Genomic DNA, 12767 nt, shown 5'->3' with positions numbered 1-12767 from the left:
AGCACGCCCCCGAGTCAGGGGACGCCGATCCGCGGCGCCCTCTGGTTTCGTACGCCCTCATGGCTGTAATTTTGATTACGTGACTACGAGCGAAACGCTGGAAGTGGTGCGCGGCTGGTTCCACGGACGGCTTCCCGAGGAGTGGTTCGAGGATCTGGAGGTCACCGTCGACCGCGAAGAGGTCAACGTCGTCGGCCGCCTTCCCGAGCCGAAGGCGAGCCCCGGCGTGTCGGAGACCGAGCGGGCGGCGCAGCTGGCCGGGCACATCCAGCGGTTCCGCGAGGAGACCCGCGAGCAGCGCATGGCGATCGCCCGGGAGGCGGAGCAGCGCTTCCGGCATCGCGTCTCGTGGGGCGCCGAGTGCGGCGGCGAGCGGCAGATGTTCACCAACCTGTCCGTGCCGGTCATGACCCGGCTGCGCCAGCCCGAGCGCCGCGTCCTCGACACGCTCGTCGAGGCGGGCGTGGCCCGCAGCCGCAGCGACGCGCTCGCCTGGTGCGTGCGCCTGGTCGGCAAGAACACCGACGCCTGGCTGGAGGAGCTGCGGACGGCGCTGGAGCACGTCGAGCGCGCCCGCGCGGCCGGCCCCCGGCCGTAGCGCCCTCGCCCGACACCCGGTTTCACAGAGTGTGACCGTGGTATCGACCTGCCCTAATGTGCCTTGGTAACGGTGCGGTCGGCTGGGGGTGGACGGTGCGGAGGGTCCGGTGCGTCGACGGGTCCGACCTCGCGGTCGTGCCGGTGCCCTCGCGCGACCGGTGCGGCAGGCCGTTCGAGGTCACCCTGGAGCTGTGGCGCGACGGCGAGGTCTTCGGCGCGGTCGGGGAGCGGTGCGGCTACTTCCTCGCCGAGCTCGCGGGGCTGGTGGCCGCGGCCCGCGCCGACGGATCCCCGCAGGCGGCGCGCTGGCCCGATCCGGACGACCGCTTCCCGGAGCCCGAAAGCGGCGTCCGCGAGCCCGAGCTGTTCGCGTTCCGCTACCGGGACCGCGGCGACGTGGCCGCCACCGGGGAACTCCGCTGCGCCCTCCGGACGTCGTCCCTCTGGGTCGGGGGGCACGACTCGGCCGAGGGCCGGTGGCGGGTCGCCCGCCGAGCCGTCCTGGAGGCGTGGGGCACCGCCGGACGGGGCGTCCGGGCGGTGCTGACCTCCGCCGACCTCGCCCGCTTCCTCGCCGATCTCGTCGCTGAGGCGGAGCGGACGGCGCGTCCCGCCGATTCCGTGCGCTGAGAACCGGCCCCCGTACCCTGAAATAGGCCGATATCGCCGAAACGGTGGGACGGCCATGGCCACGGGGTCATAATTGAGCGTCGTTCCCACGGTGCGGGACGGCCGCTCGAAGGGGAGTCCACATGGGGGAACGGCGCGGGATCTCACGGCGGGACGGGGTGCGCCGCACCCCCGTCGACGCGCGCTCGCTCACGTCCGCGCTCAGGCGCAGCGGCCCCTACGCGGCGATCCGCGACGCGGTGTACCGCATGTACGAGCGGCGCGTCGAGGCGTCCCTGCCCACCGACATCACGCCCCGCCACGTCGGGGTCATCCTGGACGGCAACCGGCGCTGGGCGCGGTCGATGGGCCTCGCCGACGTCAACACCGGCCACCAGCGCGGCGCCGACAAGATCTCCGACCTGCTGCAGTGGTGCCGGGAGGCGGGGGTCGAGCACGTCACGCTGTGGCTGCTGTCGACCGACAACCTCAACCGGCCCGCGAACGAGCTGGACCCGCTGCTGCAGATCATCGAGAACACGGTCCGGCAGCTCGCCGCGGACGGCTGGCACGTCAAGCCGGTCGGCGCGCTGGACCTCCTGCCCGACAAGACCGCCCGCGTGCTGAAGGACGCGGGCGAGGCGACATCCGGAGCCCCCGGCCTGATTGTGAACGTCGCGGTTGGGTATGGAGGTAGGCGTGAGATCGCTGATGCGGTGCGCTCTCTGCTCGTCGAGCAGGCGAGCCGGGGCATCGGCATCGAGGAGCTCGCCGAGAGCCTCGACGTCGAGCACATCGCCGAGCATCTCTACACGCGCGGCCAGCCTGACCCCGACCTGGTCATCCGGACGTCGGGGGAGCAGCGTCTCTCCGGATTCATGCTCTGGCAGAGCGCCCACTCGGAGTTCTACTTCTGCGAGGTCCACTGGCCGGACTTCCGCAAGGTCGACTTCCTCCGGGCGATGCGCTCCTACGCCGCGCGGCACCGGCGCTACGGTTCCTGACGGCAGGCCTCCACCCACGGACTTCCCGGACCTCCGGGCCGTCCCGCGCGGGCAGGGCCGCGGCGCCACCGAGAGTCCCCCGACAGTCAGGGAGATCGAGTGGCCACAACCTCCCCGCGCCGTCCCGTCCCCGGGATCCCCTCCGGAGCACCCGTTCCGGACCGGCGCACGTACGTCCTCGACACCAGCGTCCTGCTCGCCGACCCGGGGGCGATGACCCGGTTCGCCGAGCACGAGGTCGTACTTCCCATCGTCGTCATCTCCGAGCTCGAGGCCAAGCGTCACCACCCCGAGCTGGGCTACTTCGCCCGGCAGGCGCTCCGCCTGCTGGACGATCTCCGCGTCGAGCACGGGCGGCTGGACGAGCCCGTCGCGATCGCGGGGCCGCAGGGCGACCAGGGCGGGACCCTGCGCGTCGAGCTCAACCACGCCGATCCGAGCGTGCTGCCGGACGGCTTCCGGCTCGGCGACAACGACACCCGGATCCTGTCGGTGGCGGCCTGGCTGTCCAGGGAGGGCCGGGACGTCGTCCTGGTCTCCAAGGACCTGCCGATGCGGGTGAAGGCGTCCGCGGTCGGGCTCGCCGCCGAGGAGTACCGGGCCGAGCTCGCGGTCGTGGAGTCCGGCTGGACGGGGATGCGGGAGCTGGAGGTGCCCGCGGCCCATCTGGAGGACCTGTACGAGGACCGTTCCATCGACCTGGAGGAGGCGCGGGACCTCCCGTGCCACACGGGGCTGCGGCTGCTGTCGGAGCGCGGCTCCGCGCTCGCCCGGACGATGCCGGACAAGTCCGTGCGGCTCGTCCGCGGCGACCGCGAGGTGTTCGGGCTGCGCGGCCGGTCGGCGGAGCAGCGCATCGCGCTGGACCTGCTGATGGACGAGTCGGTCGGCATCGTGTCGCTCGGTGGCCGGGCCGGGACGGGCAAGTCGGCGCTCGCGCTGTGCGCGGGGCTGGAGGCCGTCCTGGAGGGGCGGAGGCACCGGAAGGTCGTGGTCTTCCGCCCCCTCTACGCCGTCGGCGGGCAGGAGCTCGGCTACCTGCCGGGGTCGGAGAACGAGAAGATGTCGCCGTGGGCGCAGGCCGTCTACGACACGCTGTCGGCGGTGACGACGCCGGAGGTCGTCGACGAGGTCCTGGATCGCGGGATGCTGGAGGTCCTGCCCCTGACCCACATCCGCGGCCGGTCGCTGCACGACGCGTTCGTGATCGTGGACGAGGCGCAGTCGCTGGAGCGGGGCGTGCTGCTGACCGTCCTGTCCCGGATCGGGGCGGGGTCGCGGGTCGTCCTCACCCATGACGTGGCGCAGCGCGACAACCTGCGCGTCGGCCGGCACGACGGGGTCGCGGCGGTGGTGGAGCGGCTGAAGGGCCATCCGCTGTTCGCGCACGTGACGCTGACCCGGTCCGAGCGGTCCCCGATCGCGGCGCTGGTCACCGACATGCTGGGGGATGTCACCGGCTGATATCGAAGCCTGACGTTCCGCATGCGGAATGCGGCCGGAAACCCGGCGACCCGTCCGATCGGGCGCCGGGTTTCTGTCTACACAAAGTGATTCTCCAGATACTTAACGTGTATCTGTGATGAAGGTCACAATCCCCGTGCAAATGCGCAGGAAACGCAGTTCTCTCCGGCGTTTCGGAGATCTGCCGCGCCGGTTGACAAGTGCGGCACTCTAAGCATTTATCTCGTTTCGGTTGCGGAGCAGCCCGCGCCCTCCGGCATTGTGTCTCCCCGTAAGCACCCCCCGAGCGGTGCCGTCCCGCAGCGCGACCCCCTCGCGAGAGCGCACCGGGACGTGCGCGCCCCACCGGGTGAAGCAGTTCGCACGCGCGTCCATGTGCGTGCGACCGTCGGAAGGACCGCCTTGTACGGAGACCATCCCGGGTCTTCAGGGCGAGACGATCGACAGACCTTCGGCCCCCCGCCGAACGTCCCCGGCACCGGCGAGCCCTACGCCGGCGCCTCCCACGAGGACGATGTGCGGGTCGCGGGCTCGGCGCCGCAGCCGTCCCCGGCAGGCGACACCCTGCCGCACCCCGACGCCCCCTTCCCCGGCGCCCCCGGCCCCGCGTTCGCGGACGCGGGCGCGCCCCGCGACGAGCTCGCGGCCGGCCCCGGGCCGTCCCGCCGCCCCCGCGCCGCGGGCACCGGACGCAAGGGCCTGCGGGTCGCGGCGGTGGCCGCGGGCGCGGCCGTGGTGCTCGGCGGCGGCGCGGTCGCCGCGTTCGCCATGACCGGCGGCGACGCGGAGGACGGCGACAAGGCGACCGTCGCCTCGTCCCCGCTCAACGACGCCGCAGCCGCGGAGCCGACCCCGCGGGTCGACCCGAAGGTGCTGGAGGCGGCGCGCAAGAAGCTCGCCCTGGAGCGCGCGTCCAAGCAGGTCCGCACCAAGGCGAAGGCCCCGGCTCTCCGTCCCAAGGGAACCCCCATCCCGACGAAGAAGCCCGACGACGAACCCTCGCAGGGCGGCGGCGCCCCCGCCGGCGACCCGGTCCCGGCCGGCGAGGCGCAGCGGATCGCCAAGGCGCTCATGCCGAACTACGGGTTCTCAGGCGACGGCGAGTTCGGCTGCCTGGTGAAGCTGTGGAACAAGGAGAGCCACTGGAACGTGCACGCCGACAACCCTTCGTCCGAGGCCTACGGCATCCCGCAGGCGAACCCCGGGTCGAAGATGGCGAGCGCGGGTCCGGACTGGCGGAACAACCCCACCACCCAGATCAAGTGGGGACTCGGCTACATCAAGAACCGCTACGGCACGCCGTGCGGCGCCTGGTCGCACTCCCAGCGGGTCGGCTGGTACTGACCTCCCGCCCCCGCCCCGCGCCCTCGGCGCGCCCGTTCGGTCCTACGGGCGCGCCGACGGCGGACGCGTCATCCGCAGGACGTCCAGCGCCTCGTCGAGCTGCTCGAGCGTCAGCCGCCCCTCGTCGACGTGCCCGCGCTCCAGCACCACCGCCCGGATCGTCCTGCGCTCCGCCAGCGCCTGCTTGGCGATCTTCGCGGCCTCCTCGTAGCCGAGGTACCGGTTCAGCGGCGTGACGATCGAGGGCGACGACTCCGCGTACTCGCGCATCCGCTCCTCGTCCGGCTCGATGCCGTCCACGCAGCGGTCCGCGAGGAGGCGGGAGGCGTTCGCCAGCAGGGTGATCGACTCCAGCACGTTCCGGGCGAGCATCGGCAGCATCACGTTCAGTTCGAAGGTCCCGGACGCGCCGCCGAACGCGACCGCCGCGTCGTTCCCGACGACCTGCGCGGCGACCTGCGCGACCGCCTCCGGGATCACCGGGTTCACCTTGCCCGGCATGATCGACGAGCCGGGCTGCAGGTCCGGCAGCCGGATCTCGGCGAGCCCGGCCCGCGGCCCCGACCCCATCCAGCGCAGATCATTGGCGATCTTGGTGAGGCCGACCGCGATCGTGCGGAGCGCGCCGCTCGCCTCCACCAGGCCGTCCCGCGCGCCCTGCGCCTCGAAATGGTCGCGCGCCTCCGTCAGCGGCAGCCCCGTCGCCCGCGCGATCTCCGCGATGACGCCGGCGGCGAACCCGGGCGGGGTGTTGATGCCGGTGCCGACCGCCGTGCCGCCGAGCGGCAGCTCCGCCAGCCGGGGCAGGACGGCCTCCAGCCGCTCCACCCCGTACCGCGCCTGGGCGGCGTAGCCCCCGAATTCCTGGCCGAGGGTGACGGGCGTCGCGTCCATCAGATGGGTGCGGCCCGACTTCACGACGGACGCCCACGCGCGCGCCTTGCGGTCGAGCGCCGCCTCCAGATGCCTCAGGGCGGGGATGAGATCGCCCAGGACGGCCCCGGTGGCCGCGATGTGGATGGAAGACGGGAACACGTCGTTGGACGACTGAGAGGCGTTCACGTGGTCGTTGGGATGGACGGGCCGCCCGAGCCGCTCCTGCGCGAGCGTCGCGACGACCTCGTTCGCGTTCATGTTGGACGACGTCCCCGACCCCGTCTGGAACACGTCGATGGGGAACTGGTCGTCCCACCGCCCGGCCGCGACCTCCAGCGCCGCCTCGGTGATCGCCGCCGCGAGGTCCGCGTCGAGGACGCCCAGTTCGGCGTTCACCGTCGCCGCCGCCGCCTTGATGTGGCCGAGCGCGGCGATGTGCGCGGGCTCCAGCCCCCGGCCCGAGATCGGGAAGTTCTCCACCGCGCGCTGCGTCTGCGCCCGCCATTTGGCGGCGGCGGGCACCCGCACCTCGCCCATGGAGTCGTGCTCGACCCGGAAGTCCCCGTGCTCGGTCATGCAAGCCACCTCTCCGCTCTCGTCCTGCCCTACGGGCAGCACACGGGGTGGTTCCCGCATTCCCGCGGAAATTCCCGGATCAGCCTCCGGAGCCCTCCTCGTTGAGGGTGATGTTCTTGCGCTCGCCGGGCGCCCCGGCGGGCTGCTGCGCGCCCTTCACCCACACGTCGCAGGCGGACGCGTCGTACAGCACCGCGTTGATGCGCGGCTCGCTGTACTTGCGGGCCTCGCCCGGCTTCAGCGTCTCGTCGCTGAGCACCGTGCTCGCGTTCCCCGGCACCGACACGAAGATCTTGCAGGGCGCGGTGCGGGCGCGGATCACCAGCGTGCTGTCGGCGACGCCGGGCGGGGCGGCGCGTCCCGGATCGCCCGTCGGGGACGTGGCGGACGAGGTCGGGGACGGCCCCGGGCTCTCCTTCATCATCCCGACGACCAGCGCGGTCGCGCCGATCCCGCAGGACGCCACGGTCGCGCCGACCAGCGCGATCACGGCGAGCATCCGGTACCGGGGCGTGGGCGGCGGCCGGCGGCCCGCCCGCGGCCCGGTCAGCGCCCGCTCCAGCCGGTCGGCGGCGCGGGCGTGGCTGAGCCGCCGGGTCGGGTTCTTGTCCAGCAGCCCGGTGATCACGGGGGCGAGCGACCCGGCGTTCTGCGGGGACGGCGTCGACTCGTTCGCCAGGGCGCTGAGCGTCGCCATCACGTTCTCGCGCTCGAACGGCGGACGGCCCTCCAGCGCGGCGTACAGCGTCGCGCCGAGCGACCACAGGTCCGAGCGCGGCGTGGCCTTCTCGCCGGCCGCGACCTCGGGCGCCACGTACGCGGGCGACCCCATGAAGTGCCCGGTCTTGGTCAGGCTCGCCGACCCGGACGAGAACGCAAGCCCGAAGTCGGTGAGCACCACCCGGTCGCCGTCCAGCAGCACGTTGGAGGGCTTGAGGTCGCGGTGCACGATCCCCGCCTTGTGGGCGATGGCGAGCGCGTCCAGCAGTTTGCGGCCGATGTGCGCGACCTGTTCGGGCGGCAGCGGACCGGACCGCTCGATGAGCTGCTCCAGGCTGGGCGCCTCGATCAGCTCCATCACGATCCAGGGCCGGCCCTGCTCGATCACCACGTCGTAGACCTCGACGATCGAGTGGGTGCGCAGCTGGGCCGGCGCGCGCGCCTCGCGGAGCGTGCGCCGGTAGAAGACGACCCGGTCGTCCTCGGAGAGGGCCTCCGGGAGCCGCAGCTCCTTGATCGCGACGGCGCGATCGAGGAGCTCGTCGTGCCCTCTCCAGACGGTGCCGTTGGCGCCCTGGCCTATTTCCGAGACCAGCCGGTAGCGCGTCGCTAGCACGAGGCGCTCTGACTGAGACATGGCGGAAAAGATACCGGAGTGGCCGCGTGGTCATCGGCGAGACCGCGGGACCAACTTAGATTTCGGGCCAATACTGTGACCTATCGGTCGCGGGACGGCGAGCTTTCAGCGACGGCCGATCGTGAGGACGGGTCCGGTGGTGTCGGCGAAGAAGTCGCCGCCCTTGTCGTCGACCACGATGAAGGCGGGGAAGTCCTCGACCTCGATCTTCCAGACGGCCTCCATGCCGAGCTCCGGGTACTCCAGGACCTCGACCTTCTTGATGCAGTCCTGGGCGAGGCGGGCCGCCGGGCCGCCGATGGAGCCGAGGTAGAAGCCGCCGTGCGCCGCGCAGGCGTCCGTGACCTGCTGCGAGCGGTTGCCCTTGGCGAGCATGACGAGCGAGCCGCCCGCCGCCTGGAACTGCTCGACGTAGGAGTCCATGCGCCCGGCCGTGGTGGGGCCGAACGAGCCGGACGCGTAGCCCTCGGGGGTCTTCGCGGGGCCCGCGTAGTAGACGGCGTGGTCGCGCAGGTACCGCGGCATCGGCTCGCCCGCGTCCAGCCGCTCCTTGATCTTGGCGTGCGCGATGTCGCGCGCCACGACGAGCGGCCCGGTCAGCGACAGCCGCGTCTTCACCGGGTACCTGGTCAGCTCGGCGCGGATCTCGTCCATCGGACGGTTCAGGTCGATCCGCACCACCGTGTCGTCCAGGTGCTCGTCGGTGGTGTCCGGCAGGTAGTGCGCCGGGTCGGTCTCCAGCCGCTCCAGGAAGACGCCCTCCGCGGTGATCTTCGCGAGGGCCTGCCGGTCGGCGCTGCACGACACCGCGATCGCCACCGGGCAGGACGCGCCGTGCCGGGGCAGCCGGATCACGCGGACGTCGTGGCAGAAGTACTTCCCGCCGAACTGGGCGCCGATCCCGAGCCGCTGCGTCAGCTCGAACACCTGCTGCTCCAGCTCCACGTCCCGGAACCCGTGGCCCAGCGGGGAACCCTCCGCCGGGATCGTGTCCAGGTAGTGCGCGGACGCGTACTTCGCCGTCTTCAGCGCGTACTCCGCGGACGTGCCGCCCACCACGATGGCCAGGTGGTAGGGCGGGCAGGCGGCCGTCCCCAGCGAGCGGATCTTCTCCTCCAGGAACTGGAGCATCCGCTTCGGGTTCAGGACGGCCTTGGTCTCCTGGTAGAGGAACGACTTGTTCGCGCTGCCGCCGCCCTTGGCCATGAACAGGAACTTGTAGGACCCGCCGGGCGCCGCGTACAGCTCGATCTGCGCGGGCAGGTTGTTCCCGGTGTTCTTCTCGTCCCACATCGTGACCGGCGCCATCTGCGAGTAGCGCAGGTTCAGCCTCGTGTACGCGTCGTGGACGCCGCGCGAGATGTGCTCCTCGTCGCGGCCGTCGGTGAGGACGTGCTGGCCGCGCTTGCCCATCACGATCGCGGTGCCGGTGTCCTGGCACATCGGCAGGACGCCGCCGGACGCGATGCCCGCGTTCTTCAGCAGGTCGAGCGCCACGAACCGGTCGTTGGGGGAGGCCTCGGGGTCGTCCAGGATCCGCCGGAGCTGCGCCAGGTGGGCGGGCCGCAGCAGGTGCGCGATGTCGCGCATGGCGGTCTCGGTGAGCAGCCGCAGCGCCTCCGGCTCGACCTGGAGGAAGGTCCGGCCGCCGGCCTCGAACGTGGACACCCCGTCGGAGGTGAGGAGCCGGTACTCCGTCTCGTCGGTGCCGAGCGGGAGCAGATCGGTGTAGGAGAATTCAGGCATCTTTGGAGGATCCTCGCGCGATTCCGGTGGGGCCGCCCCCAGGTTACGGCCCGCCGGTCCCCGGCCCGTCCGCACCCCGGGACGTCGGCCGGTGCCGGGCGCGGTCGGGCGGGTGACGCTCCGCACACCGTTGAACGCTGAATTGACGTGACCGACCTTCATCTCCCCCTCGACCGGGCCGCCGGCCGGCTCTCCGCGCAGATCGCGGCCGGATTCCGCGCCGCCGTCAGGTCGGGCCGGCTCACCGCCGGCACGCGGCTGCCGTCCAGCCGCGACCTCGCCCGCGATCTCGGCGTCTCCCGCGGCGTCGTCGTCACCGCCTACGAGCAGCTCATCGCCGAGGGCTTCCTGCTCGCCCGCCGCGGCGACGGCACCCGCGTCGCGCCCCTGGCCCGCTCCGACGGCACGGCGCGCTCCGACGGCACGGGCGGCACCGGCGGCACCGGCGGCGCGGCGCGCTCCGGCGGCGCGGGCGGAACCCGTGACGCGGCCGGTTCCGGTGGCGCCGCACGCCGCGGCGCCACCGGCGGCCCCGACGACGCCCCCGGCCCCGTGCCCGCCTACGACCTGTGGCCCGGCCACCCCGACCTGTCGGCGTTCCCCCGCGAGCGCTGGCTCGCCGCCGCCCGCGCCGCGCTGCGCGTCCTCCCGCGCGAGGAGCTCGGCTACCCCGACCCCGCCGGCGCGCTCGCCCTGCGCGCCGAGCTCGCCGGGTACCTGGGCCGCGTCCGCGCCGCGCACGCCGACCCGGGCCGACTGGTGATCATGAACGGGGTGGCGCAGGGGCTGTCGGGGGTCGTCCGGGTGCTCGCCGCGGCCGGGCACCGCACCCTCGCCGTCGAGGACCCGACGAGCGACCGGCAGCTTCCGATGCTGGCGGCGGCGGGCGTCCGGCTCGTCCGCGTGCCCGTCGACGGGCAGGGCCTGGACGTCGCGGCCCTGGAGCGCACCGGCGCGCGGGCCGTCCTGGTCACGCCCGCGCACCAGTACCCGACCGGCGTCGTGCTGTCCCCGGCCCGCCGGGCCGCGCTCATCGCCTGGGCGCGCGACGTGAACGGGATCGTGATCGAGGACGACTACGACGCCGAGTTCCGCTACGACCGCGAGCCCGTCGGCTGCCTCCAGGGCGTCGACCCCGACCGCGTCGTCCTGCTCGGCTCGGTGAGCAAGTCCCTCGCGCCCGCCCTGCGGCTCGGCTGGGTGGTGGCCCCGCCCGCCCTCGCGGAGGGGCTGCGCGTCCACCGGAGCCACCACGACCTCGGCACCGCCGTCCTGGAGCAGCACACCCTCGCCACGCTCATCGAGAGCGGCGCCTACGACCGGCATCTGCGCACGATGCGGCGCCGCTACCGCGCCCGCCGCGACGCCCTCGCCGCCGCTCTGGTCGAACATCTGCCCGGCGCGACGGTTCACGGCGTCTCAGCGGGCATTCACCTGTACGTGGACCTGCCCCCCGGCACCGACGAGGCGGCCGTCGTGGCCCGCGCCGCGGACGCGGGCGTCCGCGTGACCGGTGCGCGCCCGATGTGGTCGCCCGCGCGGGCCGCGGCCGCGCGGCCCGCGCTCGTCCTCGGCTACGCGGGGCTGAGCGAGTCCCGCCTGGCCAGGGCGGCGGAGCTGCTCGGACGCGCGGTTACCCAGGGTGCTCGTGGGTAGGACAACGAACCACGGTGGAGGAGGTACGGATGTCTCTGGATGAGGCCGCACGCCAGCTCAAGATGGCCGCGCACGATGCCCAGGTGGCCTTCGACTGTGTGGGGCTGGGCGACCTCGAAAGGGCGCAGGAGCACGCGGTGACGCTCCGCGCCGCGGCGGACGCCGCCGAGGTGGCCCTCTCGCGCGCCCTGACGGACATGACCCCGGAGGAGGCCCAGGAGGCCGGCGAGCACGCGGTCTCGCTGCTCGAGGAGCCCGCCGGGCGCCAATAACAGCCCAGGCTCGTACGGCCGGCCGCGCGCGGGCTCAGACGACGGGCCGTTCCATGGCGGGGGCGTCCGGCCGGGCGCCCTCGACCGGTTCGGGCGCGAAGCCCCGCGCGGTCGCGAAGACGACCAGGATCAGCACGGTCGGGACGATGAACGCCAGCCGCAGCCCGTGGTCGGCGCTGACCGGCGCGATCGCGCCGACCACGGCGGCGCCGAGCACGAAGCCGACGTAGTTGAAGATGTTGACCCGGGCCACGGCGACGCCGAGGCCCGTCGGGTCGACGTTCCCGGCGGCGGTGAACGACACGGGCGCGATCACGCTGAGCCCGAGCCCGGCCACCGCGAACGCGGTGATCGCGAGCCCCGGGTTCGGCGCGGCCACCACTCCGATCATGCCGAGGAGGCCGACGAGCCCGCCGATCCGGACGACCCGGACCGGCCCCGACCGGCGCACCGCGAGGTCCGCGACGGCGCGGCTCGCGACCATCGCGACCTGGTAGGCGACGTAGCCGAGCGGCGCGACCCAGTCGCTGCCGCCCAGCTCGTCGTCCAGGTACTTGGCGCCGTAGCTGGAGATCGCCGCGTCGGCCAGGTACGCCACCCCCATCGCGGCCCCCACGATGAGGATGGGCCGCCACGGGACGCGCCGTCCCGCCGCCTTGAGCTCCGCGTGGGTGGGGCCGTCGCCCTCCTCCGTCCGGCGGTAGAGCCGGTGGCCGGTGGCCAGCGAGGCGGCGATCCCGACGGCGGCGGCGGCCGCGAAGCACGCCGCCAGCGGCAGGTCGACCTTGTTGGACAGCGCGGCCCACAGCCCGCCGAGGATGCCCGCGACGCTCCACACCGCGTAGAACCCGGTGATCAGCGACACCCCGTAGCGCCGCTCGACCGCGACGGCCTGCGCGTTCATCGACGCGTCCACGGCGCCGACGAACAGGCCGAACAGCGCGACCGCCGCGTACAGCGCGGGGTCGTTGTCGCCGGTCAGCCCGATCGCGACGATCGACAGCGCCACGCCGGGCTGGGACACCCGCAGCACGAGCCCGCTGCCCACCCGGGGGAAGAGCGCGCCGGAGATCACGCTGCCCACGCCCGCGACGAGGGGGACCATCAGCAGCACCAGGGAGAGCGTGGCGTCGCTGAGATGGTGGGCCTTCTGCATCTGCGGGACCTGCGTCACCAGCGACGCGAAGCACAGTCCCTGGACGGCGAAGCCCGTGTAGGCGGCGAACCTGGCCCGCCGGTCGCGCGTCGTGGTGCTCATGGGCC

General features: G+C 73.3%; 11 protein-coding genes. 7 read left to right on the top strand and 4 right to left on the bottom strand.

All coding sequences use genetic code 11. The annotated features are described in order from the left end of the window. Positions 1 to 79 precede the first annotated feature (79 nt). The 5 genes from IE99_RS0106745 to IE99_RS0106725 all read left to right on the top strand — a co-directional run bounded on the left by IE99_RS0106745 (position 80) and on the right by IE99_RS0106725 (position 5021). Entirely contained in the window at positions 80 to 598 is a 519-nt protein-coding gene (locus tag IE99_RS0106745; protein WP_030165280.1) for a hypothetical protein, read from the top strand. A gap of 95 nt (positions 599 to 693) precedes the next feature. Further along, the gene (locus tag IE99_RS0106740; protein WP_030165277.1) at positions 694 to 1230 is read left to right on the top strand and encodes a hypothetical protein; all 537 of its coding nucleotides are present in this window, start codon (positions 694 to 696) and stop codon (positions 1228 to 1230) included. Positions 1231 to 1352: 122 nt separating this feature from the next. After that, complete coding sequence (locus IE99_RS0106735) at positions 1353 to 2213, top strand: isoprenyl transferase (protein WP_084219333.1); 861 nt, start codon at positions 1353 to 1355, stop codon at positions 2211 to 2213. A 135-nt stretch (positions 2214 to 2348) separates the two neighbouring features. Next, the gene (phoH2, locus tag IE99_RS0106730) at positions 2349 to 3677 is read left to right on the top strand and encodes an RNA 5'-3' helicase PhoH2 (protein WP_030165271.1); all 1329 of its coding nucleotides are present in this window, start codon (positions 2349 to 2351) and stop codon (positions 3675 to 3677) included. 516 nt (positions 3678 to 4193) lie between these two features. Next, on the top strand, positions 4194 to 5021 hold the full coding sequence (locus IE99_RS0106725) for an aggregation-promoting factor C-terminal-like domain-containing protein (RefSeq protein ID WP_051712134.1): 828 nt from the start codon (positions 4194 to 4196) through the stop codon (positions 5019 to 5021). A gap of 42 nt (positions 5022 to 5063) precedes the next feature. On the opposite strand, the gene IE99_RS0106720 is transcribed toward IE99_RS0106725, so the two are convergent. The 3 genes from IE99_RS0106720 to IE99_RS0106710 form a co-directional block, all read right to left on the bottom strand. Further along, positions 5064 to 6473 carry a class II fumarate hydratase gene (locus IE99_RS0106720; protein WP_030165265.1) on the bottom strand — a complete coding sequence of 470 codons (1410 nt, stop codon included), beginning with the start codon at positions 6471 to 6473 and terminating at the stop codon, positions 5064 to 5066. Between the two features lie 79 nt (positions 6474 to 6552). Continuing rightward, the gene (locus tag IE99_RS30085; protein WP_084219332.1) at positions 6553 to 7830 is read right to left on the bottom strand and encodes a serine/threonine-protein kinase; all 1278 of its coding nucleotides are present in this window, start codon (positions 7828 to 7830) and stop codon (positions 6553 to 6555) included. A gap of 105 nt (positions 7831 to 7935) precedes the next feature. Continuing rightward, positions 7936 to 9576, bottom strand: coding sequence for a fumarate hydratase (locus tag IE99_RS0106710; protein WP_030165260.1), 1641 nt, complete (start codon positions 9574 to 9576; stop codon positions 7936 to 7938). A 147-nt stretch (positions 9577 to 9723) separates the two neighbouring features. Between IE99_RS0106710 and pdxR the strand changes: the two genes are divergently transcribed. After that, a complete protein-coding gene (pdxR, locus tag IE99_RS0106705) occupies positions 9724 to 11232 on the top strand; it encodes a MocR-like pyridoxine biosynthesis transcription factor PdxR (protein WP_030165257.1) in 1509 nt (502 codons plus the stop codon). Between the two features lie 29 nt (positions 11233 to 11261). Continuing rightward, positions 11262 to 11504, top strand: coding sequence for a hypothetical protein (locus IE99_RS0106700; RefSeq protein ID WP_030165254.1), 243 nt, complete (start codon positions 11262 to 11264; stop codon positions 11502 to 11504). 34 nt (positions 11505 to 11538) lie between these two features. Here IE99_RS0106700 and IE99_RS0106695 read toward each other — a convergent pair whose 3' ends face one another. Next, positions 11539 to 12762 (bottom strand): MFS transporter, encoded by a 1224-nt coding sequence (locus IE99_RS0106695; protein ID WP_030165251.1) that lies wholly within the window; start codon positions 12760 to 12762, stop codon positions 11539 to 11541. Positions 12763 to 12767: the final 5 nt, after the last annotated feature.

This window comes from Spirillospora albida (genome assembly GCF_000718255.1).
Lineage (GTDB): Bacteria > Actinomycetota > Actinomycetes > Streptosporangiales > Streptosporangiaceae > Spirillospora > Spirillospora albida.
Note: the sequence above shows the minus strand (reverse complement) of the source record. Positions and strands in the feature narration are given on the sequence as shown.